This window comes from Mycobacterium sp. OAS707, assembly GCF_014873705.1.
Lineage (GTDB): Bacteria > Actinomycetota > Actinomycetes > Mycobacteriales > Mycobacteriaceae > Mycobacterium.
This window is the reverse complement of record NZ_JADBDS010000001.1, coordinates 580,432-602,143: the sequence shown is the minus strand read 5'-3', so window position 1 is coordinate 602,143 and position 21,712 is coordinate 580,432. Positions and strand designations below refer to the sequence as shown.

Sequence of the window (21,712 nt, the reverse complement as noted above, 5' to 3'; positions counted from 1 at the left end):
GCTGTCATGGTGAGGCCTCGGTGTCGCGTCCCCGGCCCATCAGCTCGAGGCCTTCCATCGCCGCGTCGGCGCCGGCCTTGTCGGTCTTCTCCACGACGAAGCCCATGTGGATGATGACCCAGTCGCCGGGCGAAAAGGTCTCCTCGGGCAGCATCCCGACGTTCACCTTGCGCTGTTCGCCCGCGACGTCGACGAGCGCGAGCTGATCGCCGTAGCCCTGCAGCATGTGGATGACTTGCCCCGGGATGCCAAGACACATGGTCAGCCTCCCTTCACCGGTTGGAGCAGCCGGGCGACGACGTCCTCGAGCGCGCGAACCGCCTCGGGTATCGCGGCGGCGACCGCAGGCGAGAGCCCTATGCCTTCGTCGACGTCGGCGGCCTCACAGCCGATGACCACCGTGTAGGGCGGGGTGCCGCCGAGGGCGTTCAGGCTGGCGAACACCGCTGTCGGGTCCATCGCATGGGCATCCAGACCGGTTGCAGCGGTCAAGCTTTCATGGTCGGCCTCGAAGACGTGAACCGCGCCCGGTGACCCGCGGCTGGGGATGGCGTCGATCAGGACCAGCGCCTCGCAGCCGTCCAGCAGGTCGTAGGCCAGATGCATGCCCCGGATGCCGTAGTCCACCAGTCGAACTCGTGGATCGGTGACTCGCTGCGGGGCGTGGCGAATCACCTCGGGGCCGAAGCCGTCGTCACCGAGGAAGATATTGCCGATCCCGGCTACCAGGATTGTTGACGTGATCGCACCCGCTACATCCGTCGAATCTTCATGTACCGCATGGCATCAGGCACCGACCTGACCCCCAGCGCAACCGCCACGAGGGCGACCAATGCTGCGATGACCACGGCAATCCAACCCACTATCTCCATCTTCTAACCCCTTTCGATGAGTGGTTCGACCTCGTCGGGTGCGAAATACAAATAGCGGCCGTACCAGTCGTGCAGGTCGGCCGCCGGATCATCCTCGAGGACGACGCCGACGTGCTGGTCGCCGTCGACGTCTTCGTGCACCGACGTGACGCGCGCGACCATGTCGGTGTAGAAGAGGTCCTGCGCGTCGGCCCGGCGCGACGGGTGCAGGCGGACCCGAGTGCCGCGCGCCACGCGGGTGCCGTTGACGAGGATTGCGTCGACGTCAGGCCGCACTGCGGTGTCTGCAGTCGGATCCCACCAGTCGACGTCGGCGGGGACTTCCGGTATCAACCCCGGATCTGCCGTCGGCGCATGCGGATTGCGCAGCACACCGTGCAGATCGAGCATGGCCTCGGGCGACATCGTGTCGCAGCGGTCGATGATCTGGGCGGCCAACGGGTCGGTGGCGCGGGCCTGCGCCTTCTCCTCGTCGGTCATCGTCATGATCCGTAGCGTGAGGATTTCGTCTATCTCGGTGGAGTCGTAGAGCGCGCCCTTGCTCTGTTCTGCGATCTCGGGATGGTCGTAGAGGATGATCGGTGACACCAGCACCAGATCATTGACCCCGGGAGGGCCGGCGAGCACCGGGAAGCAGCGGTGGTGCGAGCACCGGTCGACCGCTGCCGCCGCGACGTCCGGCGGCTCCAGAAGCGAAACGAATTCGCCGTCGGTGACCTCGATCAACAGATGTGTGCCGATCAGGGAGGTGGCAATCGCCTCGTCCTTGTCCGCGGCGGGCGGGGCGACATTGCGTACCTCGAACGACACTCGTAAGTGGTCACCGTCGCGTTCGGCGGAGATGTCGAGTCGACCGTGCAGGCCGCGCCGCGTGCGCACCAGCCGGCCGCCGTCCAGCATCTCGATGTCGCTGCCCGCCGGCACCGAGATGTCAAGCGTGCGTGGCAAACTCGTGACAGCGAACCGTTCTATCGCGATCTCGCACTCGACGGCCTCGTCCCACGTGAGCCAGCTGGCGGAGCCGGTGGACAGTTCTTCGGTCGGCTGAAAACGACCGCCGACGTCCCGCTCGGCCGCGCGGTGTTGCAATTGCAGAAAACGCACCACGCCGGACAGCGAGGGAACCGTATTCGAGTCAACCAGCACCTGCGCGGACAGCGTGTCCTGCTCACCGATGCCCGCGTCAGCCGCGCCCTGGGGACCCAACACTCCGAACTGCCAGCGTGACTGGTTCTTTCCCGAGGTGGCGCGATACGGGTAGAGCAGATAGCCCTCGTAGAGCACCGCGTCGGCGACGGCACGGGCGTGGTCCCAGGGGGCGGTCATGAGCTTTCCCGCGTCGCCGAGTTCTCCGCCAGCAGTGCGGTGATTGCCTGGTCGAATCCGAGTAGGCCGCGCGCGGAGCGGTACGCCGCCAGCGCGTCGATGGTTTCGCGGTCCAGTCGCACCCAGCCGGTGTTAGGGAAGTGCTGCTGGATCAGGTCACGCCACACCGAAACCGGCATGTCGTAACGCTCCTCGCGGTCCCATGGCACCTGTTGGACGGTAAAGCCGTTCGAACCGCGGCCGAAAACTGTTCCGCTGAACAGAAACTGCAGGGGAATGGTGCCGTCGCCGAGCGCCTGCAGGTACTTCGCGGCCGCGACCTCGAAGTCATAGGTGCACTCCAAGGGCATGTGCACCTGCGTGGTCCCGGTGAATCCCGGCACCATGGCGGTCGCGTGCTGCCACAGGAATGAGTGTTGTGTCGCCGCCCAGCGTTCCCGCGGCCCGAACAGATCGACGAGTGCGGCGGCTTCGTCATCGGAATACTGACGTCGCGAGGGCTCGATACGCACCTGACAACGCAGTGCGACGGCGTGCACCGGTTCCTCGGCGACCGACGCGATGCCTACCCGCGCCATCAGAATCGGTGTCACCGCATACGGTTCCGGTGCCACATCGAGGACGGCGAACGTGATGTCGGTCATGCGCGGTCAACCAGTCTGCTCCGGTTGTCGAGCTGATCGAAGAAGTTCTCGATGTAAGTGCGGGCGTCCTGGCCGCCGTCGAATCCGCGCCACATCATGCGCAGCCGGCCGACGAACTCGTAGCAGGCGTCGATCGGAACCAAATATGCTCGGGTAGAAGCTGTTTCGTCGTCGGGCACCCGAACCAGCAGCGCCTCGGTGTCCGCGGCGACGGTGTCAACGCGTGGATCGGCGGTGCGGATGTCGTTCCACGCCACGAGGTCCAGTTCGGATTCGGTGGCGCCGGCCGGCCCGGGATAAAAGGCCACGGTGCGGTCGAGGCTCGAGTTGTGGAAGAAGAACGCCAGTCCGACCGGAATCTGCAGCCCCTCCCATGCACGGCGATCCAACGCGAAGTCATTGAAGACGAGGTAGCGGTCCGGAACGGCGCGGTAGCGTAACTGGGCATCGGTGTCGGTGAACAGCAGATAGCACCCGCGGCAGACACACATCAGTTGTCGGCCTTCGAGATTCACCACGTGCTGGTGCTCATCGGCAATGGCCTCCGCGCACATCTCGCAGCGCTCGCCAGCCGGCTGTGGCGCGCCGCGATTGGCACGTATGCGCGCCAGCACGTCGAAAGCACCCTCCACTATGCCACCTCCTCAGGGACTGCCATCGACAGCACGCCGTCGCGCACCAGAACCGGTAGCGGCTCCAGGTGGCTGTCGCCGCCCACGCCCGCACCGGCGTGGACGGCGTCGAAACCGGCGCCGCACGCCGGACACTGCAGCACTGTGCCGCGCAACCCTGCACCCGCCAAGGTGCCAAGACAACTGGGGCATCTGTCGCGGTACGCGTAGAGTTCGCCGCTCACTCGGCAGACCAGCGCGGTGACGCCTTCGACGCGGAACCCGCCGACTTCACCGTCGGCCAATTCGGCGAGCTCCGGCACCGGCTGCCAGTGGTGGCCGTTGGTGTGCACGCGACGCATCAGTGACTCGGCGGGAATGACACTCGGCGTCGAGACATTCTCCGCCGCAACCACTTCGATCGATTCGATCTCCGGCGCCGCGGCCCGCACCGCATCCTCGACCGCCAACTCCAACGTCACCGACGACGACGGACAGCTCTTACAGCTGCCCTGGAACTGCAGTCGCACCACACCGTCGACGACGCCGAGCAGCGACACGTCTCCGCCGTGCGAGCCGAGGTAGGGCCGCACGCTGTCCAGTGCGTCCGAAACCCGTCGCTCGACGCCGTGCGGATGCAACCCGTGCACCAGCAGGAGGCTGGCGACGAGGTCGTCGGCCGCGAACCGGTTGGCGAGACCCGGATCCGCGGCCAACGCTATCTGCATCATCCGCATCAGCGCCGCTCCGTAGAGGTCGGTCACCTCACGGACGAGTAGTTCGGCGCGTTCCCTCGCGACGGCGCCACCCGATGACGACGCGTCGAGCAGGTTCTGTATTCGCTCGCCCGCCGTGCGCCACTGCGCGTCGTCCTGGGAATCCGGAAGGCCTGGCAGTGTCGGCGGGGCCATACGCTATTCCCCGGTGAGCGATTGGGTGGGGGAGTGCAGCAGATCCAATGACTTGCCCTTGCCGAGGTACATGTGCACCCCGCAGGGCAGACACGGATCGAAGCTGCGCACCGTGCGCATGACGTCGATGCCCTTGAAGTGCTCCCTGTCGTTCTCCTCGAAGATCGGTTGGCCCTGTACCGCATCCTCGTACGGACCAGGCGTGCCGTAGCTGTCGCGCGGATTGGCGTTCCACGGCGTCGGCGGATATGGGTGATAGTTCGCGATCTTGCCGTCGCGAATCACCATGTGGTGAGACAGGACTCCGCGCACCGCCTCGGTGAACCCACAGCCGATGCCTTCGTCGGGCACCTCGAACTTCTCCCATGTCTTGGTGCGGCCAGCGCGGATCTCCACCAGCGCCTTCTCGGCGAAGTGCAGCGCGCATGCCGCCGCGTAGGCCTGGAAGTAGGTCCTGGCGCGATTGCGTTCGAGCGTGTTGCTGCCGTAGTGCGGCACTTTCCACTCGAACGACACCGGACCCTTGAGGGCTGTCTTGGGCAGGTTGATCTGCACGCTGGTGCCGGTGGCCTTCACGTAGCCGATGTCGACGAGGCCGGCGAGCGCGGTCGACCACAGCCGGGCCAGCGGACCGCCGCCGGTGTCCAGCGCCAAGTGGTCGGTGCCGTCGAACCACCGCGGCGCCATCACCCAGCTGTAATTGCCCTCGAAGTCACGCTTCTGCGGCCGCGGGTTGGTGTGCTGATTCCACGGATGCCTGCGGTCGACCGGGTTGCCGAGCGGATCGGTCTTGACGAACATCTCCTGGTCGGTCCAGTCATCATAGTAGCTGTGGCCCAACAGGATTCGGATGCCGAGGTTGATGTCGACCAGCGAATGGGTGTGCAGCTTGCCGTCGATCACGACGCCGGGCGTGACGAACATGGCGTCGCCCCAGCGCTCCATGTCCTTGTATTCGAAGTTGCACACCTCGGGATCCTGGAAAGAACCCCAGCAGCCCAGCAGCGTACGTCGCAACCCCACCTGGTCGTAGCCGGGCAGCGCCTCGTAGAAGAAGTCGAAGAGGTCGTCGTGCATGGGCACGACGGACTTCATGAACTCCACGTAGCGCATCAGCCGGGTCATGTAGTCCGTCATCAGCTGCACGGTGGCGGTGGTGCCGATGCCGCCCGGGTACAGCGTGGACGGGTGCACATGGCGGCCTTCCATGAGGCAGAACATCTCTCGCGTCCACCGGCTGACCTGTAGCGCCTCCCGGTAGAACTCACCGGTGAACGGGTTGAGCGCCCGCATGATGTCGGCGATCGTCCGGTAGCCGTGCATGTCGGCGTGCGGCGCCTGGGTGTTCTCGGCCTTGGCCAGCACACTCGGATTGGTTTCCGACACCATCTTCTCGCAGTAATCCACGCCGACCAGATTCTCTTGGAAGATGTTGTGGTCGAACATGTATTCCGCGGCCTCACCAAGGTTGATGAGCCACTCTCCGAGATGCGGCGGCTTCACCCCGTAGGCCATGTTCTGGCAGTAGCACGAACAGGTGGCGTGGTTGTCGCCGCAGATGCCGCAGATGCGGCTGGTGATAAAGTGGGCGTCGCGAGGATCCTTGCCCTTCATGAAGATCGAATAGCCACGGAAGATCGACGAGGTGCTGTGGCACTCGACGACCTCTCTGTTCTCAAAGTCGATCTTCGTGTAGATACCGAGGCTGCCGACGATGCGGGTGATGGGATCCCACGCCATCTCCACCAGTTGACCGGGATCTCGCTTCACATGTGACGGCTCGGGGATGATCGTTGTCATCGAACTCTTCTCTTTCGTCTAGTGGGCAGCGCCACAAGGGATTTCGGCGATCGCGAAATGCACGTGCAGCAGCGCCGAAGAGCCCGCACCTACCAGGTGCGGGTAGCTCCGGTTTCGAGTTTCGTGCCGGGATGCCGCCACTTCGGTTCTTTGTCCACCGTGCGCCCAGTGACGTGGCGAAGGCTGCGGATGACCGAGCCGTACAGGCCTGAGGCCGTCGTCGAGACCTTGCCGCCGGGCGGTTCGTCCATGAACGGCATGAACTTGTCGGGGAAGCCGGGCATCGTGCAGCCGATGCAGATGCCGCCGACGTTCGGGCAGCCGCCGATGCCGTTGATCCAGCCCCGCTTGGGGACGTTGCATTTCACAACTGGGCCCCAACAGCCAAGCTTCACAATGCATTTCGGTGAGCCGTATTCGGTAGCGAAGTCGCCCTGCTCGTAATACCCGGCGCGATCGCAGCCTTCGTGCACCGTCGCGCCGAACAGCCACTTGGGCCGCAACGCGTCATCAAGCGGAATCATCGGCGCCTGGTCGGTCGCCATGTAGAGCAGATATGTCAGTGTCTCGGCAAGATTGTCCGGATGGATAGGACAGCCGGGCACACAAACAATCGGGATGCCCGCCTTGCTCTTCCAGTCCCAGCCGAGGTAGTCGGGCACGCCCATCGCGCCGGTCGGGTTGCCTGCCATCGCATGGATTCCGCCGTAGGTGGCGCATGTTCCGACCGCGACGACCGCGGTGGCTTTCGGGGTGAGCCGGTCCAGCCATTCACTCGTGGTCATCGGCTGCCCGGTCGCGGGGTTGTTGCCGAACCCGCACCAATAGCCCTCATCCTTGAGCTGCTCGTTTGGAATGGACCCCTCGACAACGAGGACGAACGGCTCCAATTCCCCACGTTCGGCCTTGAAGAACCACTCCAGGAAATCGTCTGCGCCCCCGTTGGGTCCGCACTCGAAATCTATTAGGGGCCAGTGGACGGCGATTTTCGGCAGCCCGGGAAGCGCGCCAAGCGCGATCTCCTCGATGCTGGGTTGGGTAGCGGCAGTCAACGCCACCGAATCGCCGTCACAACTTAATCCCGCATTGATCCAAAGAACATGGATCAACGCCTCTTCCGCTTTGACTGCTGCTTCGCTTGGCATGCGTAACAGCTCTCTGGGGCCGGGCTCGCAGCCCCTCTCGCAGGAATATGCTTGCGCCCGCTTCTTAAGCGCTGGTTCTCGGTTTACTCCGGGCGATATGTCTTGTCAACGAGTCTTAGCGACATTAGGCGGAGTTTGCCGGTATGCCGATTTCGGCGCGGATCCAGTCGTACCATGCTTCAAGTCCATCGCCACGCGTCGCCGAGATCGGCAGGATGTGAACGCCGGGGTTCACCGACCGCGCGTAGCCGAAACATGTTTCAAGATCAAAGTTTACGTACGGAACAAGATCGATCTTGTTGATCAGCACCAGCCCTGCTGCCGCGAACATGTGCGGGTACTTCAGGGGCTTGTCCTGACCCTCAGTCACCGAGATCACCACCACCTTGGTGTGCTCACCCAGATCGAACAGCGCCGGGCACACAAGGTTGCCGACGTTTTCGATGAACAGCACGGACTTGGGCTCCGGATCCAAGGCGTGAAGAGCGCGATGCACCATATCCGCGTCTAGATGGCAGCCGGCGCCGGTGTTCACCTGCACCGCGCGGGCCCCAGCCGCCTGGATTCGCTTGGCGTCGAGCAGTGTTTCCTGGTCGCCCTCGATGACTGCGACAGGCAGGTCGTCGCCGAGCTCGCGGATTGTGCGCTCGAGCAACGTCGTCTTCCCGGCTCCCGGCGAACTCGTCACATTGAGAGCCAGGATGCCGCGCTCGACCAACGACTGGCGGTTGTGCTCGGCGATCTGATCGTTTTTCGCGAGCACCTTCTGTTCGAGCGTGATGGTTTTCGAGTGGGGATGGTCGTCACCGGCGACCGTGATCGTCGTTGTGTTGTCGCCGCATCCACAGGTCGCGCACATCGCTAGCTCACTTCCATCGACAGGATCCGAAGATCCCGTCCGGTCAGCACTTCGACATCCGCGCTTCCGCACGGGCATAACAGGATCAGGTCGAGCAGTTCGAAGTTCTTGCCGCAGCCGCGGCAGCGCGCCGAACCGGGCTGCACGTTCAGATCGAGGCGAGCGCCGTCAGCGAGCGTGCCCTCGGTGGCGAGCTCGAAACAGAACTGCATGGCGTCGGGTACGACGGCGCACAGCGCACCGACCTCCACCTTGACGCTCTGCACGTGGCGGCCCGCGGCGTGTTCGCACACCGCGTCGACAACGCTCTGCGTGATCGCCATCTCGTGCATGTCGGTCCGTTCCTGCCGGATGGATCCCACGATAGGTCGGCGTCGCATGCGATGGCCAAGAAGAGGCAGATCGGCACTCGCCGTTTCTGGCGATTGTGGTCAGAGCTGCCAGTCGTTGGAGCCGTCGTGCCGGGAGTAGGTGCCGCCGCTGGAGTTCTTCACCACGATCGGATCACCGGCATTGAAGTTGTCGAAGAACCATTTCGCATTGCTCGGGCTGATATTGATGCAACCGTGACTGACGTCGCGCTTGCCCTGGTCGTCCACCGACCACGGAGCGCTGTGGACGAAGTCACCGCTGTCGTCGAAGCGGACGGCTAGTTCCACCGTCGTCCGATATCCGTACGGCGAGTTGACCGGGACACCGTAGGTCGAGGAATCCATCACCACCGAGGGCATCTTCTCTTGGACGTAGTAAGTGCCGTTGGGGGTTTGGTGACCGCCGGCGGTCATACCCATCGACATCGGAATGGTCTTCTCCACGTTGCCATTTCGCGTGACGGTCAACTGATGTGTGGCGTCGTCGGCCGTGGCAACCAAGGCATCACCGGTCTGGAAGCTGGACACCGTGCCACCGGCATCGATGGTCACCGTCGTGTGCGCGGGCCAGAAGCTCAGCGGACGCCAGCGCAGCTGCGTGGGCGTCATCCAATAGAACTTGCCTGCAACCGGCGGGACCGAAGAAACGTGCACGGCGCTCTCGGCCGCAGCAGAGTCATCGACGAGGCCGGGGAAGTTGATGATGATCGGCTGGGCCACACCGACCGTCGCACCATTGGCAGGAAAGAACCTCGGCGGCCCGAACGGCGCTGTGCCGATGAACGGTGTCGGGTCCTGGCCGGCATCGGGGCCCGCGACGATCCCGGGATCGCCGGGGGCCGGGTCGGCCAGTGCGGGGCCTGCGCCCGTCATCAACACCCAGCCCGCTACCGATGCCACTGCCGCCGCCCGTAGCCGGCTTCCCCTGGTGGCGCCTGACATCACGTACCTCCCTGTCGCTCGGTCAAAACAGTCTTGCAGTCGCGCGCAGAGTGGCGCGGAAAAGGTGCGCGGAAGAATCGCACGGCGTGTCTACTTGAATCGAACAGGTGTTCGTCTACTGTGGGCGACACGACTTGTCAGACCCTCTGGCTAGCGTCACGGCCAACCGATCGAAAACCGATCACCCACCAGGACGGAGACCACCCCATGAGTCAGGCACCCGACCGCGACAAGGCCCTTGAGCTGGCGCTCGCACAGATCGACAAGAACTTCGGCAAAGGCTCGGTGATGCGGCTCGGCGAAGAGGTGCGCCAGCCGATCTCCGTCATCCCCACGGGCTCGATCGCCCTGGACGTGGCGCTCGGCATCGGCGGACTGCCGCGCGGCCGGGTCGTCGAGATCTACGGTCCGGAATCCTCCGGTAAGACCACCGTCGCGTTGCACGCGGTCGCCAATGCTCAGGCCGCAGGCGGCATCGCGGCGTTCATCGACGCCGAGCACGCGCTGGATCCGGACTACGCCCAGAAGCTCGGTGTGGACACCGATTCGCTGCTGGTGTCCCAGCCCGACACCGGTGAGCAGGCGCTGGAGATCGCCGACATGCTGATCCGCTCCGGCGCGCTGGACATTCTGGTCATCGACTCGGTGGCCGCACTGGTGCCGCGCGCCGAGATCGAAGGCGAGATGGGGGACAGCCACGTCGGCCTGCAGGCCCGGCTGATGAGCCAGGCGCTGCGGAAGATGACTGGCGCACTGAACAATTCGGGCACCACCGCGATCTTCATCAACCAGCTCCGCGAGAAGATCGGCGTGATGTTCGGCTCGCCCGAAACCACAACGGGCGGAAAGGCATTGAAGTTCTACGCCTCGGTTCGCTTGGACGTCAGGCGAATCGAGACGCTCAAGGACGGCACCGACGCGGTCGGCAACCGGACCCGCGTCAAGGTCGTCAAGAACAAGGTGTCGCCGCCGTTCAAGCAGGCCGAGTTCGACATCCTCTACGGCAAGGGCATCAGCAAGGAAGGCTCGCTCATCGACATGGGTGTCGAGCAGGGCTTCATCCGCAAGTCCGGTTCCTGGTTCACCTACGAAGGTGAACAACTGGGGCAGGGCAAGGAGAACGCCCGCAACTTCCTGCTGGAAAACGCCGACGTGGCCAATGAGATCGAGAAGAAGATCAAGGAGAAGCTCGGCATCGGTGCCGTGGTGACTGCTGAGGTGGCCAATGACGAAGTCCTGCCCGCCCCCGTCGACTTCTGAGTCCTCTCCGGCGGCTGAACCCAAACGCGAGGAGCAGGCGCGGGATCTGTGCCTGCGTCTGCTCACCGTAAGGGCCAGGACCCGCGCCGAACTCGAAGGCCAGCTGACCAAGCGGGGATATCCCGACGACGTCAGCGGCCGCGTGCTCGACCGGTTGGCTCAGGTTGGTTTGATCGACGACGTCGACTTCGCCGAGCAGTGGGTGCAGTCTCGTCGGGCGAACGCCGGAAAAGGCAAGCGCGCCTTGGCCGCTGAGCTTCGGAACAAGGGCGTCGACAACGACGTGATCACCACGGTGCTCGCAGACATCGACGTCGCGGCCGAGCGGCGGCGCGCCGAGGAGTTGGTCCGCGACAAGCTACGACGCGAAAAGTTCGTCGACGACGACGACACCAAAGTCGCACGCCGGCTCGTCGGGATGCTGGCCCGCAGGGGCTACAGCCAGTCAATGGCGTTCGACGTCGTCAAGAATGAACTGGCCGGCGAGCGGGAACGTCGACGGGTCTAGTTCGGCGCCACCACTTCTCGGCCTTCATCGGTTAGATCGAGCCGCCGGCACCCGCGCCGAACGAACCCTGGGTGACGGGTTGAATGTGCATGGGCTCGGGACCACGGCTGGAACGACGCATGCGCCCCTCCAGCCACGTCGCGAACCAGGACAGCGTGAAGTTCACACTGATCATCAACACCGCGATGACGATCAGAGCGGGCACATAGTTGCCGTACGACGCGCCGACCTGGGTGCCCTGGCGCACCATCTCCAGGAAGGTGATCTGGTAGCCGATCGCGGTGTCCTTCAGAACGACCACCATCTGCGAGACCAGCACCGGCAACATCGACGTGACGGCCTGCGGCAGCAGGATCGACCGCATGGTCTGGCCCCACCGCAGACCGAGCGCTGACGCCGCTTCCGATTGTCCGCGGGGCAGCGCAAGAACGCCTGCGCGGACGATCTCGGCGATGACAGCACCGTTGTACAGAGTCAAGGCGGTGATGACGCCCGCCAGCGCCAGGTGCTTGGACGGGAAGACGTCGTACAGCGCGTACAAGAAGTACGCGAAGATCATCATGATCAGCACCGGCACCGCGCGGAAGAACTCGACGAACACCGCGGACGGCCAGCGGATCGCGGGGTGGGTGGAAAGCCTGCCGACGCCGAGAAGGAAACCCAGCGCCAGCGCCAGCACGATCGATACCGCAGCGGCGGTCAGCGTGCCCTGCACACCGGGCAGGATGTACGTCTTCCACAGGTTGGCCGTGAGGAACGGTTCCCACTTCGCGGCGGTCAACTGACCCTTCGCGTTCAGCTGCGCGTACACCACCCAGGCCACCAGCGCGATGACGAGTGCCGTGACGACGTTGAAGATGCGGTTGCGCACCAGTGCCCGCGGTCCCGGCGCGTCGAACAGAACCGAACCCGCCATTACCGCGCCACCGCCAGCCGCTTGCCGAGCCACCCGAAGAACAGCCCCATCGGCAGCGTCAAGATGACGAACCCGGCCATGAAGATGGCGCCGATGTAGATCAGCGCTGCCTCGTTTTCGGTCATCGTCTTCATCAACAGCGCCGCTTCCGACACACCGATCGCCGACGCGATCGTGGTGTTCTTGGTCAACGCGATCAACACCGAACCCAGCGGATTGATCACAGCGCGAAATGCCTGGGGCAGCAGGACGATGCGCAGGTTTTGGGCGAACGTCAGGCCAAGGGAGCGTGCCGCCTCCGCCTGGCCCAGCGGCACCGTGTTGACGCCTGACCGCACTGTCTCGCACACGAACGCCGCCGTATAGACGGTGAACCCGAGTATCGCCAGCCGGAAGTTGCTGTCGTCGATCGAGGTCGACGACTTCGAATCCACCAGCGTGATGCCGAGCGTCTGCGCCAGTCCGAACGAGCAGAACAGGATGATCAGTGTCAACGGGGTGTTGCGCACCACGTTGACGTAGGTCGTCCCGATCCAGTTCAGCATCGGCACCGGCGAGAGTCGCATCGCGGCCAGCAGCGTGCCCAGGATGAGTGCGCCGACGGCCGAGAGCGCAGTCAGCTGAATAGTGGTCCAGAACGCCCCGAGGACGTCGTAGGCCCTATCGCCAAAGTGCAGCACGTCGGCGCGACTCGGTTACTTGTCGACCGGTGGCGGCGCCGGTGCCGCAATGCCCGCGGGGCCAAGGTTCTTGTCCCACGCGGCCTTCCACGCGCCGTCCTGCTCCATCTTGGTGATCGCGTCGTTGATCTTGGTCCGCAGGTCGGTGTCGCCCTTCTTCAGGCCGATGCCGTAACGCTCTTCGGAGAACGGCTTGCCAACGATCTTGAACGCACCGGGGGACTGGGCGGCGTAACCGGCCAGGATCACCTCATCGGTGGTCACCGCGTCGATGGCACCGTTCTTCAGCGCCTCGACGCAGGCCGAATAGGTGTCGTACTGCTGCAACTGGACGCCGGGATACTTGTCCTTGATGCGCTGCGCCGGCGTCGAGCCTGACACCGAGCACAACTTCTTGTTGTTCTGCAGCGACTCGGGGCCGGTGATGTCGGTGTTGTCCGCCTTGACCAGCAGGCTTTGTCCGGTGATCAGATACGGCCCGGCGAAGTCGACCTTCTGCTTGCGGGTGTCGGTGATCGAATACGTCGCGGCGATGAACTTCACCTGGTCGTTTTGGATCAGCGTCTCACGCTGGCCGGACGGCGATTCCTTCCATTCGATCTTGTCCTCGGCGTAACCGAGTTGCTTGGCGACATACTTTGCGACGTCGACGTCAAAGCCGCTCATGGTCCCGTCGGGATTCTTCAGGCCGAGGCCCGGCTGATCGAACTTCGTTCCGATGACGATGGTGTCGCCACCCCCGCCTCCGCCGCCGCAGGCGGTCGCCGCGAACGGCAGCGCGATGGCGAGCGCGATGGCACCTACGACACGCACTTTCATGGACGACATTGGTCGTTTCCTTTCGCCGGAGCGTTAGTGACGGAGAATCTTGCCGAGGAAGTCTTTGGCGCGGTCGGACTGCGGGTTGTCGAAGAATTGAAGGGGTTCGGCGTCCTCGACGATCGCGCCGTCGGCCATGAACACGACGCGGTTCGCCGCACCCCTCGCGAAACCCATTTCGTGGGTGACCACCACCATGGTCATCCCGTCCTTCGCGAGCCCGGTCATGACGTTCAGCACCTCGCTGATCATCTCCGGGTCCAGCGCGCTGGTCGGTTCGTCGAACAACATCACCTTGGGGTCCATCGCAAGCGACCGGGCGATCGCCACGCGTTGCTGTTGGCCACCAGACAGCTGCGCCGGATATTTGTCGGCCTGGTTGGCCACGCCGACCCGCTCGAGTAGCTCCATCGCCCTTGCGCGGGCCTTGTCCTTGGACACCTTGCGCACCGTCGTCGGGGCGAGCATGACGTTCTGCAGAATTGTCTTGTGCGCGAACAGATTGAACGACTGGAACACCATCCCGACATCTGAGCGCAACTGTGCGAGCTTGCGTCCCTCGGACGGGAGCACCACCCCGTCGATCGAAATCGTCCCCGAATCGATGGTCTCGAGTCGATTGATGGTGCGGCATAACGTCGACTTGCCCGAACCCGACGGACCGAGCACCACGATCACCTGCCCGCGGTCCACCTTCAGGTTGATGTCCTTGAGTACGTGCAGGGCGCCGAAGTGTTTGTTGACCGCCTCCATTGAAATCATCGGCGCACCACCGGGCGTCCCCATGGGTGCAGACCTTACCCAGGGAATGCTCAGCTTGCCCGGAACTTGGGAATCCGTTCGAGTGGCGCAATTGGTGCGTCCGTACCATGGGGCCGTGACTTCGATGGTGACGCGGGAGGCGGCAGCGGCTGACGCTGTTCGCCAGCAGGCGCGCACGTATCAGGTCCGCACCTACGGCTGCCAGATGAATGTGCATGACTCCGAACGGCTGGCCGGGTTGCTGGAAGCCGCAGGTTACGAGCGCGCGGCCGACGGAACTGATGCCGACGTCGTGGTGTTCAACACTTGCGCGGTTCGCGAAAACGCCGACAACAAGCTGTACGGCAACCTCAGTCACCTCGCACCGCGCAAGCAGGCCGACCCCGACATGCAGATCGCCGTCGGCGGCTGCCTGGCGCAGAAGGACCGCGACAGCGTCCTTTCCAAGGCGCCATGGGTGGACGTGGTGTTCGGCACCCACAACATCGGGTCGCTGCCGACGCTGCTCGAACGCGCCAGGCACAACCGCACGGCGCAGGTCGAAATCGTCGAAGCGCTCGAAGAATTCCCATCAGCATTGCCTGCTGCGCGCGAATCCGCTTACGCCGCATGGGTTTCGGTTTCGGTCGGCTGCAACAACACCTGCACGTTCTGCATCGTGCCCGCACTGCGCGGCAAGGAGGTCGACCGCAGGCCAGACGACGTGCTCGCCGAAGTGCAGACGCTGGTCGACCAGGGTGTACTCGAGGTGACGCTGCTGGGCCAGAACGTCAACGCCTACGGCGTCTCCTTCGCCGACCCGGATCAACCGCGCGACCGCGGTGCCTTCGCCAAACTGCTGCGCGCCTGCGGACGCATCGAGGGTCTCGAGCGGGTCCGCTTCACCTCACCGCACCCCGCTGAGTTCACCGACGACGTGATCGAGGCGATGGCCGACACCCCGAATGTGTGCCCGACGCTGCACATGCCGCTGCAGTCGGGCTCCGACCGGATCCTGCGGGCCATGCGACGGTCGTACCGGTCCGACAGATACCTCGGCATCATCGACCGCGTCCGCGCCGCCATCCCGCACGCCGCGATCACCACCGACCTGATCGTCGGGTTCCCCGGTGAAACCGAAGAGGACTTCCAGGCCACCCTCGATGTCGTAGCGCAGGCACGGTTCTCGAGCGCGTTCACCTTCCAGTACTCCAAACGCCCCGGCACCCCGGCCGCCGAACTGGCCGATCAGCTGCCGAAAGCCGTTGTCCAAGAGCGCTATCAGCGGCTGATCGACCTGCAGGAACGCATCTCGCTGGAGGAGAACACCGCGCAGATCGGCCGCACTGTCGAATTGCTGGTGGCAACGGGTGAGGGGCGAAAGGATGCGAGCACCGCACGCATGTCCGGCCGGGCCCGCGACGGCAGGCTGGTGCACTTCGACCCCGCCGGCCTCGAGATCCGGCCCGGCGACATCGTCACCACCACCGTGACCGGCGCCGCGCCGCACCATCTGATCGCCGACGGTGCCCCACGCACTCACCGCCGCACCAAAGCCGGTGACGCCCATGCCGCGGGTCGCAAGCCCACCACTGGCGTGGGCCTTGGCATGCCCGGCATCGGTGCTCCGGCGCCGGCGCCCACCTCGTCCGGGTGTGCCCGGTGAGCGCGGGCGATCAGAACAACGGCAGGTTCGACGAGTTCAAGGGTGACCTCGAGGCTGCCGAGCGCAAGGTCGCGCGTGAAATCGACCCCGGCGCACGCGCTTTGGTGATCGCCATCGCGGTGTTCGTGCTTTTGCTGAGTTTTGTGTTGCCGCACACCGGTGACACCAAGGGCTGGGACGTGTTGGTCGGCGACGACGCCGCGATCCGCAACGGCATTGCGTTGCCGTCGCGGGTGTTCTGCTGGCTGGCGCTGGTATTCAGCGTGGGCTTCTCGATGTTGGCGCTGTTGACCCGCCGCTGGGGTCTCGCGTGGATCGCGCTGGCCGGATCGACGGTGGCGTCGTTCACGGGTCTGCTGGCGGTGTGGTCGCGGCAGACCGCGCCTGCACACCATCCAGGGCCCGGCATCGGACTGATCCTCGCTTGGCTCGCGGTGATCGTGCTCGCCTTCAACTGGGCCCGCGCGGTCTGGGCGCGCACCGCGCTGCAACTCGCGGCCGAGGAAGACCGCCGCAGACAGGTCGCCGAACGTCAGAACAAGGGCTTACTCGACACGCTGAACGACGACACCGACGACGGCGAAAACGGGCAGACGAAGACCTAGCGCATTGACCCTGTGTGTCGTCGCACGATCAATATTGCACTGAGGGTCGTCAGAGCGCGGGCTGCCACAGCCCTCACTGCAATTTCGATGCGGCCTTTAGACCGGCAACGGCTAGCTGCCCTTCAGCGCCTGGGCCGCCGCGTCGGCCCACTGCCGCCACTGTTCGGCGCTGGCGCGCGCCTCCTCGGCGTCCTTCGTCCGTCCGGCTGCCTCGGCCTTCTCCGCCTGACGCTCGAATTGCTCTGCGCGAGAACGGAATTGATCCGCCCTGGCTTTCGCTTCTGGATCGACACCTCCGGTGGGAGCGTCACGCACCTTCTTCTCGATGGCCCGCAGCCTGCGTTCCAGCTCGGCGCCCCGCTCGCGCGGCACCTTGCCGATCGCGTCCCATTTTTCGCCGATCGCCCGTAGTGCCGCTCGCGCCGCCTCCAGGTCGGAGGTGTCGACCCTCTCGGCCTCGGCGAGCAGCGCCTCCTTGGCTTCGGCGTTCGCGCGGAACTCGGCATCGCGTTCGGAGCTGGCAGCGTTGCGGGCAGAGAAGAAGACGTCCTGCGCTGCCTTGAACCGCTGCCACAGCGAGTCGTCGACGTCCTTGGCGGCGCGGCCCGCCGCCTTCCACTCCGTCAACAGGTCGCGGAACGCTGCGCTCGTCGGGCCCCAGTCCGTCGAGCCCGACAACTCCTCGGCCCGCTCGCACAGCGCTTCCTTGGCCTGCCGCGCACCTGCACGTTCGCGGTCGAGTTCGGCGAAGTGCGATCCACGGCGACGGTTGAACGTTTCGCGGGCCGTCGAGTAGCGCTTCCACAGCGCATCGTCGGTCTTGCGGTCCAGCCCGCTGATCGTCCGCCACTCCTCGAGGATTTCGCGTAGCCGGTCGCCTGCGACCTTCCACTGCGTCGAGTTCGCCGCGATCTCTTCGGCCTCGGCGGCCAGTGCTTCCTTGCGCGCGGTCTGCGCTGCGCGGAACTCGTCGCGCTTGGCCCGCTCCGCCTGCGCGGCTTCGTCGGCATGCTCGGCGATCGCGGTCAACCGGGCGGCCAGCGCGTCGACGTCACCGAGCACGTGCGCCTCCGGCAGCGTCTCGGCGAGCGCCGCTGCGGCGGACTTGATCTTGCGCGCGTCGCCCGTCCCGGACTCCAGCCGGTGCTCCATCAACGCGACCTCGGTGTGCAGGTCGTCGAAGCGCCTGCCGAAGTGCTCGAACGCCGCCTCGGTGTCGCCGGCCTGCCACGAGCCGATGACGCGCTCGCCCGATGAGGTGATCAGCCAGACGGTGCCGTCGGGGTCGACGCGGCCGAACCGGTGCGGATCGCTCGAAGCCGGGATGGCGACCGTCGGCGTCGGATGAGGACCTGGGCGGGGCGCTGGCCGCGGCGGACCTGGCCGGGGAACGGGTTTGGGAACGGCGGGCTGAACCGATTCCCCGGTCGTCCCCGTAGCCTCCGGGTCGGCGGTGTCCCCGACGCTCCTCGCCGCCGGTCCGCCATGCTCGCTGGTCGTCATCTCCGTTACCTCGCACCCTCCGCGCGGGAACCCGCGCACCTGCCGCGCGACGCGGCGCCTGCTAGCTCGAACGCTATTCAAACAGGTCGCCGCTGCCCATGCCCACGCCTTTCGCGATGCAAATGCCTACGCTCTTTCCCAACACAACGGGAGGCCGCGGATGGACAAGGCGGATGTCGCCGCCCTGCTTGCCCTCGGCGCGGCGTTTTTCATCGCAATCGGCGATGTGATCCACCAGCGCACAGCGCATGAGGTGACCGACGAACCGGTCAGCCACGTCCAGTTGTTCCTGCGTCTGCTGCGCGACGGTCAGTGGTGGCTGGGCAGTGTGGTCGCCGCGGTCGGGTTCGCGCTGCAGGCGGCGGCGCTCGGATTTGGCTCGGTGCTGTTGGTGCAGGCTCTGCTGGTGACGTCGCTGCTGTTCGCGTTGCCGATCAGTGCGCGGTTGTCGCATCGGCGCGTGTCGCGCTGGGAGTGGACCTGGGCCGCTCTGCTGGCGGCCGCCGTCGCGGTCATCGTGACGGTCGGCAATCCGACCGCGGGGCATTCCCGAGCGTCGCTGGAAACGTGGACGGCCGTGATCGCCGTGCTGGGGCCTGCCCTGGTGCTGTGCGTGGTGGGTGCCCGCATCTGGTCAGGACCCGTCAGCGCGGTGCTGCTGGCGGTGGTGTCTGGCGCGTTGTGGGGGTTGTTCGCGGTGCTGACCAAGGGCGTGGTCGATCGCATCGATGACGGTGTGTGGGCGCTGCTGCGCACGCCCGAGTTATACGTCTGGGTGCTGGTCGCGATTGCGGGCACGTCGTGGCAGCAGTCGTCGTTCCGCGCAGGCGCGCTGACGGCGACGCTGCCGACCATGACCGTCACCGAACCGGTGGTCGGTTCGGTGCTCGGCGTCGTCGTGCTCGGCGAAACCCTGCGGCCGGGGGATGCCGGCTGGCTGACGCTGATCGTCGCGGTAGCGGTGATGGTGGTCGCGACGGTCGCGTTGGCCCGCGGCGAGGCGGCCGGTGCCAGCACCCAACCCGCGTGAGCACTAACTTGGTGGCGTGCTGAGCGCCGTCGCGATCATCCCTTCGCCACCTGTGATGGTCCCGGAGTTGGCGGGCGATGCTGCCGGCGAACTGAGCGACCTGCGCGACGCCGTTTTCACGGCTGCGGCATCGCTGCCGACCAGGTGGATCGCCGTCGGCATCGGCTCGGCGGACGCAGTCCTGAGCCCCGGCGCCGTCGGCACCTTCGCGGGGTACGGCGTCGACCTGCGCGTCACGCTGTCGCCCGACGCCGCGGGCGCGCCAACCGAACTGCCGCTCTGCGCGTTGATCGCGGGCTGGGTCCGCGGCCGGGCCACGCCCGACGCACGCGTCGAGGCCCGGGTGTACGCGGCGGACCTCGCCGCCGATGCCGCGGTCGATTGCGGTCGCCGGTTACGCGCCGAGCTCGACGAGGCCGCCGACCCGGTCGGTGTCCTCGTCGTCGCCGACGGCGCGCACACTCTGACCCCGCCGGCGCCCGGCGGCTACGACCCTGACTCGATACCCACACAGGCCGCGCTCGACGCCGCGCTCGCCGCCGGTGATGCCAATGCGCTGACCCGGCTGCCCGACGGCATCGTCGGCCGCGTCGCCTACCAGGTGCTTGCCGGGTTAGGCGAGCCGCGGTCGGCCAAGGAGCTGTATCGCGGAGCGCCGTACGGCGTCGGGTATTTCGCAGGCGTCTGGAACCCATGAGACCGCTTGCGATCATCGGCCCGACCGGCACGGGCAAGTCGGCGCTCGCGCTGGCCGTGGCCGAACGCGTCGGCGGGGAGATCGTGAACGCCGACGCGATGCAGCTGTATCGCGGCATGGACATCGGCACCGCCAAGCTGCCGGTTGCCGAGCGTCGCGGGATCCCACACCACCAGCTCGACGTCCTCGAGGTCACCGAGACCGCCACCGTCGCCCGCTATCAGCAGGCCGCGGTCGCGGGTATCGAGGCGATCGCGGCCAGGGGCGCCGTTCCGATCGTCGTCGGCGGATCGATGCTCTACATCCAGTCGCTGCTCGACGAATGGGCGTTTCCCGCCACCGACGCCGCGGTGCGAGCGAAATGGGAGGCCCGGCTGGCCGAGATCGGCGTGGGCGCATTGCACCAGGAGCTGGCCCGGGTCGACCCCGACGCCGCTGCCTCGATCCTGGCCACCGACGGCCGCCGCATCGTGCGGGCACTCGAGGTGGTCGAGCTCACCGGACAACCCTTCGCCGCGTCGGCCCCCGTCATCGGCACGCCTCGCTGGGACACAGCGATCGTCGGATTGGATTGGGACACAGCCCTTCTCGACGATCGGTTGGTGCAACGAACGGACAAGATGTTCGTCGACGGCCTGGTCGACGAGGTCCGCACGTTATTGGGGCAGGGGTTACGCGACGGCGTCACCGCGTCCAGGGCGCTGGGCTATGCCCAGGTGATCGCGGACATCGACGAGGGCGGCGACGGTTCGGGCGCCCGCGAGCCGACGTTCTTCGGCACCCGCCGCTATGTCCGCCGCCAGCGGTCGTGGTTCCGCCGCGACCACCGCATCTCCTGGCTCGACGGCAGCGCACCCGACAACGTCGAGCACACGCTGCGGATATGGCGACACGTATCCTGAACACGTGGAATTCGCCAAAGGCCACGGCACGCTGAATGACTTCGTGCTGTTGCCCGACCCCGCAGGCCGGCTGTCGTTGACGCCTGCCGCGGTGGCTGCGCTGTGCGACCGGCGCCGGGGCCTTGGCGCCGACGGGGTGCTGCGGGTGACGAAGGCCGGTGCCGCCGGCCTCGACCGGCTGCCCGAGGGCGTGGCGGCCGGCGACTGGTACATGGACTACCGCAACGCCGACGGATCCATCGCGCAGATGTGCGGCAACGGCGTTCGGGTCTTTGCGCACTACTTGCGGGTCAGCGGGCTGGAGAGCCGCGACGAGTTCGTCGTCGGCTCGCTGGCCGGGCCGCGCCCGGTGGTGCTGCACCAGTGGGACGACACCACCGCGGACGTCACGGTCGAGATGGGCAAGGTCAACCAACTCGGCACAGGCGAGGCGATCGTCGGCGGACGGCCGTTCGCGGGATTGGCCATCGACGTGGGCAACCCACATCTGGCATGCGTCGATGCCGACCTGACCATCGACGAGCTCGCGGCCCTCGACGTCGGCGCGCCGGTTTCGTTCGACCGCACGCAGTTCCCCGAGGGCGTCAACGTCGAGGTTCTCACTGCCCCGCATGATGGAGCCGTATCGATGCGGGTACACGAAAGAGGTGTCGGAGAGACGCGATCGTGTGGCACCGGGACCGTCGCCGCGGCGGTGGCGGCACTGGCGTTCGAGGGGGCGACCACCGGCACGCTGCATGTGCGCGTTCCCGGTGGCGACGTCACTGTCACAGTCACGGATGCCAGCAGTTTCCTGCGCGGGCCGTCGGTGCTCGTGGCGCAGGGGGAGTTGTCGGAGGAATGGTGGCGCGTTGCGCAGCGTTAATTGGGGTGCACGCGTGCAGGTAGCCGTGCAAATCTGTAA

General features: G+C 65.8%; 24 protein-coding genes. 8 read left to right on the top strand and 16 right to left on the bottom strand.

Features of this window, described 5'->3' with window-relative positions; all coding sequences use genetic code 11:
- Window positions 1–4: 4 nt before the first annotated feature.
- The 11 genes from GGC64_RS02910 to GGC64_RS02860 all read right to left on the bottom strand — a co-directional run bounded on the left by GGC64_RS02910 (window position 5) and on the right by GGC64_RS02860 (window position 9,481).
- On the bottom strand, window positions 5–259 hold the full coding sequence (locus tag GGC64_RS02910) for a HypC/HybG/HupF family hydrogenase formation chaperone (protein WP_192720939.1): 255 nt from the start codon (window positions 257–259) through the stop codon (window positions 5–7).
- 2 nt (window positions 260–261) lie between these two features.
- Window positions 262–744, bottom strand: a complete 483-nt coding sequence (locus GGC64_RS02905) for a hydrogenase maturation protease (RefSeq protein ID WP_192722376.1) — start codon at window positions 742–744, stop codon at window positions 262–264.
- A 131-nt stretch (window positions 745–875) separates the two neighbouring features.
- Complete coding sequence (locus tag GGC64_RS02900) at window positions 876–2,198, bottom strand: hypothetical protein (RefSeq protein WP_192720938.1); 1,323 nt, start codon at window positions 2,196–2,198, stop codon at window positions 876–878.
- Window positions 2,195–2,842: a DUF6084 family protein gene (locus GGC64_RS02895; protein WP_192720937.1), complete on the bottom strand. Its 648-nt coding sequence runs from the start codon at window positions 2,840–2,842 to the stop codon at window positions 2,195–2,197. The genes GGC64_RS02900 and GGC64_RS02895 overlap by 4 nt, the downstream gene beginning before the upstream one ends.
- Window positions 2,839–3,474, bottom strand: a complete 636-nt coding sequence (locus GGC64_RS02890; RefSeq protein WP_192720936.1) for a DUF5947 family protein — start codon at window positions 3,472–3,474, stop codon at window positions 2,839–2,841. Before GGC64_RS02890 ends, GGC64_RS02895 begins: the two co-directional genes overlap by 4 nt.
- Window positions 3,474–4,364, bottom strand: a complete 891-nt coding sequence (locus GGC64_RS02885) for a NifU family protein (RefSeq protein WP_192720935.1) — start codon at window positions 4,362–4,364, stop codon at window positions 3,474–3,476. Before GGC64_RS02885 ends, GGC64_RS02890 begins: the two co-directional genes overlap by 1 nt.
- A 3-nt stretch (window positions 4,365–4,367) precedes the next feature.
- Complete coding sequence (locus GGC64_RS02880) at window positions 4,368–6,164, bottom strand: nickel-dependent hydrogenase large subunit (RefSeq protein WP_192720934.1); 1,797 nt, start codon at window positions 6,162–6,164, stop codon at window positions 4,368–4,370.
- A gap of 89 nt (window positions 6,165–6,253) precedes the next feature.
- A complete protein-coding gene (locus GGC64_RS02875; protein ID WP_192720933.1) occupies window positions 6,254–7,309 on the bottom strand; it encodes a hydrogenase expression protein HypE in 1,056 nt (351 codons plus the stop codon).
- Window positions 7,310–7,433: 124 nt separating this feature from the next.
- Entirely contained in the window at window positions 7,434–8,168 is a 735-nt protein-coding gene (gene hypB, locus GGC64_RS02870) for a hydrogenase nickel incorporation protein HypB (RefSeq protein ID WP_192720932.1), read from the bottom strand.
- A gap of 2 nt (window positions 8,169–8,170) precedes the next feature.
- Entirely contained in the window at window positions 8,171–8,500 is a 330-nt protein-coding gene (locus tag GGC64_RS02865) for a hydrogenase maturation nickel metallochaperone HypA (protein WP_192722375.1), read from the bottom strand.
- A 99-nt stretch (window positions 8,501–8,599) separates the two neighbouring features.
- On the bottom strand, window positions 8,600–9,481 hold the full coding sequence (locus tag GGC64_RS02860) for a L,D-transpeptidase family protein (RefSeq protein WP_192720931.1): 882 nt from the start codon (window positions 9,479–9,481) through the stop codon (window positions 8,600–8,602).
- Window positions 9,482–9,688: 207 nt separating this feature from the next.
- Between GGC64_RS02860 and recA the strand changes: the two genes are divergently transcribed.
- Together recA and recX are read left to right on the top strand one after the other, a co-directional pair.
- A complete protein-coding gene (recA, locus tag GGC64_RS02855) occupies window positions 9,689–10,741 on the top strand; it encodes a recombinase RecA (RefSeq protein ID WP_192720930.1) in 1,053 nt (350 codons plus the stop codon).
- A complete protein-coding gene (recX, locus tag GGC64_RS02850) occupies window positions 10,707–11,249 on the top strand; it encodes a recombination regulator RecX (RefSeq protein WP_192720929.1) in 543 nt (180 codons plus the stop codon). Before recA ends, recX begins: the two co-directional genes overlap by 35 nt.
- A gap of 31 nt (window positions 11,250–11,280) precedes the next feature.
- Here the strand turns inward: recX and GGC64_RS02845 are convergent, their stop codons facing one another.
- The 4 genes from GGC64_RS02845 to GGC64_RS02830 are packed head-to-tail and all read right to left on the bottom strand — an operon-like array spanning window position 11,281 to window position 14,426.
- Complete coding sequence (locus tag GGC64_RS02845; RefSeq protein ID WP_192720928.1) at window positions 11,281–12,165, bottom strand: amino acid ABC transporter permease; 885 nt, start codon at window positions 12,163–12,165, stop codon at window positions 11,281–11,283.
- A complete protein-coding gene (locus tag GGC64_RS02840; RefSeq protein WP_192720927.1) occupies window positions 12,165–12,845 on the bottom strand; it encodes an amino acid ABC transporter permease in 681 nt (226 codons plus the stop codon). Before GGC64_RS02840 ends, GGC64_RS02845 begins: the two co-directional genes overlap by 1 nt.
- 15 nt (window positions 12,846–12,860) lie before the next feature.
- Window positions 12,861–13,673 carry a glutamate ABC transporter substrate-binding protein gene (locus GGC64_RS02835; RefSeq protein ID WP_192720926.1) on the bottom strand — a complete coding sequence of 271 codons (813 nt, stop codon included), beginning with the start codon at window positions 13,671–13,673 and terminating at the stop codon, window positions 12,861–12,863.
- 24 nt (window positions 13,674–13,697) lie between these two features.
- Window positions 13,698–14,426: an amino acid ABC transporter ATP-binding protein gene (locus GGC64_RS02830; protein WP_192722374.1), complete on the bottom strand. Its 729-nt coding sequence runs from the start codon at window positions 14,424–14,426 to the stop codon at window positions 13,698–13,700.
- A gap of 124 nt (window positions 14,427–14,550) precedes the next feature.
- Between GGC64_RS02830 and miaB the strand changes: the two genes are divergently transcribed.
- Entirely contained in the window at window positions 14,551–16,071 is a 1,521-nt protein-coding gene (miaB, locus tag GGC64_RS02825; RefSeq protein WP_192722373.1) for a tRNA (N6-isopentenyl adenosine(37)-C2)-methylthiotransferase MiaB, read from the top strand.
- Window positions 16,068–16,676: a hypothetical protein gene (locus GGC64_RS02820; RefSeq protein WP_370581953.1), complete on the top strand. Its 609-nt coding sequence runs from the start codon at window positions 16,068–16,070 to the stop codon at window positions 16,674–16,676. The genes miaB and GGC64_RS02820 overlap by 4 nt, the downstream gene beginning before the upstream one ends.
- A gap of 111 nt (window positions 16,677–16,787) precedes the next feature.
- On the opposite strand, the gene GGC64_RS02815 is transcribed toward GGC64_RS02820, so the two are convergent.
- A complete protein-coding gene (locus GGC64_RS02815; RefSeq protein ID WP_192720924.1) occupies window positions 16,788–18,179 on the bottom strand; it encodes a DUF349 domain-containing protein in 1,392 nt (463 codons plus the stop codon).
- A 160-nt stretch (window positions 18,180–18,339) separates the two neighbouring features.
- Between GGC64_RS02815 and GGC64_RS02810 the strand changes: the two genes are divergently transcribed.
- The 4 genes from GGC64_RS02810 to dapF are packed head-to-tail and all read left to right on the top strand — an operon-like array spanning window position 18,340 to window position 21,673.
- Window positions 18,340–19,209, top strand: coding sequence for a DMT family transporter (locus tag GGC64_RS02810; protein ID WP_192720923.1), 870 nt, complete (start codon window positions 18,340–18,342; stop codon window positions 19,207–19,209).
- A 16-nt stretch (window positions 19,210–19,225) separates the two neighbouring features.
- Complete coding sequence (locus GGC64_RS02805) at window positions 19,226–19,906, top strand: hypothetical protein (RefSeq protein ID WP_192720922.1); 681 nt, start codon at window positions 19,226–19,228, stop codon at window positions 19,904–19,906.
- Complete coding sequence (gene miaA / locus GGC64_RS02800) at window positions 19,903–20,808, top strand: tRNA (adenosine(37)-N6)-dimethylallyltransferase MiaA (protein WP_192720921.1); 906 nt, start codon at window positions 19,903–19,905, stop codon at window positions 20,806–20,808. Before GGC64_RS02805 ends, miaA begins: the two co-directional genes overlap by 4 nt.
- Window positions 20,809–20,812: 4 nt before the next feature.
- Window positions 20,813–21,673, top strand: coding sequence for a diaminopimelate epimerase (dapF, locus tag GGC64_RS02795; RefSeq protein ID WP_192720920.1), 861 nt, complete (start codon window positions 20,813–20,815; stop codon window positions 21,671–21,673).
- Window positions 21,674–21,712: the final 39 nt, after the last annotated feature.

Coding starts and splice junctions, on each gene's coding strand:
- GGC64_RS02860 (WP_192720931.1), bottom strand. CDS start 9,481: ATGTCAGGCGCCACCAGGGGAAGCCGGCTACGGGCGGCGGCAGTGGCA.
- GGC64_RS02900 (WP_192720938.1), bottom strand. CDS start 2,198: ATGACCGCCCCCTGGGACCACGCCCGTGCCGTCGCCGACGCGGTGCTC.
- miaB (WP_192722373.1), top strand. CDS start 14,551: ATGGTGACGCGGGAGGCGGCAGCGGCTGACGCTGTTCGCCAGCAGGCG.
- GGC64_RS02885 (WP_192720935.1), bottom strand. CDS start 4,364: ATGGCCCCGCCGACACTGCCAGGCCTTCCGGATTCCCAGGACGACGCG.
- hypB (WP_192720932.1), bottom strand. CDS start 8,168: ATGTGCGCGACCTGTGGATGCGGCGACAACACAACGACGATCACGGTC.
- recA (WP_192720930.1), top strand. CDS start 9,689: ATGAGTCAGGCACCCGACCGCGACAAGGCCCTTGAGCTGGCGCTCGCA.
- GGC64_RS02815 (WP_192720924.1), bottom strand. CDS start 18,179: ATGACGACCAGCGAGCATGGCGGACCGGCGGCGAGGAGCGTCGGGGAC.
- GGC64_RS02865 (WP_192722375.1), bottom strand. CDS start 8,500: ATGCACGAGATGGCGATCACGCAGAGCGTTGTCGACGCGGTGTGCGAA.
- miaA (WP_192720921.1), top strand. CDS start 19,903: ATGAGACCGCTTGCGATCATCGGCCCGACCGGCACGGGCAAGTCGGCG.
- GGC64_RS02910 (WP_192720939.1), bottom strand. CDS start 259: ATGTGTCTTGGCATCCCGGGGCAAGTCATCCACATGCTGCAGGGCTAC.
- GGC64_RS02810 (WP_192720923.1), top strand. CDS start 18,340: ATGGACAAGGCGGATGTCGCCGCCCTGCTTGCCCTCGGCGCGGCGTTT.
- recX (WP_192720929.1), top strand. CDS start 10,707: ATGACGAAGTCCTGCCCGCCCCCGTCGACTTCTGAGTCCTCTCCGGCG.
- GGC64_RS02895 (WP_192720937.1), bottom strand. CDS start 2,842: ATGACCGACATCACGTTCGCCGTCCTCGATGTGGCACCGGAACCGTAT.
- GGC64_RS02875 (WP_192720933.1), bottom strand. CDS start 7,309: ATGCCAAGCGAAGCAGCAGTCAAAGCGGAAGAGGCGTTGATCCATGTT.
- GGC64_RS02845 (WP_192720928.1), bottom strand. CDS start 12,165: ATGGCGGGTTCGGTTCTGTTCGACGCGCCGGGACCGCGGGCACTGGTG.
- GGC64_RS02830 (WP_192722374.1), bottom strand. CDS start 14,426: ATGATTTCAATGGAGGCGGTCAACAAACACTTCGGCGCCCTGCACGTA.
- GGC64_RS02880 (WP_192720934.1), bottom strand. CDS start 6,164: ATGACAACGATCATCCCCGAGCCGTCACATGTGAAGCGAGATCCCGGT.
- GGC64_RS02835 (WP_192720926.1), bottom strand. CDS start 13,673: ATGTCGTCCATGAAAGTGCGTGTCGTAGGTGCCATCGCGCTCGCCATC.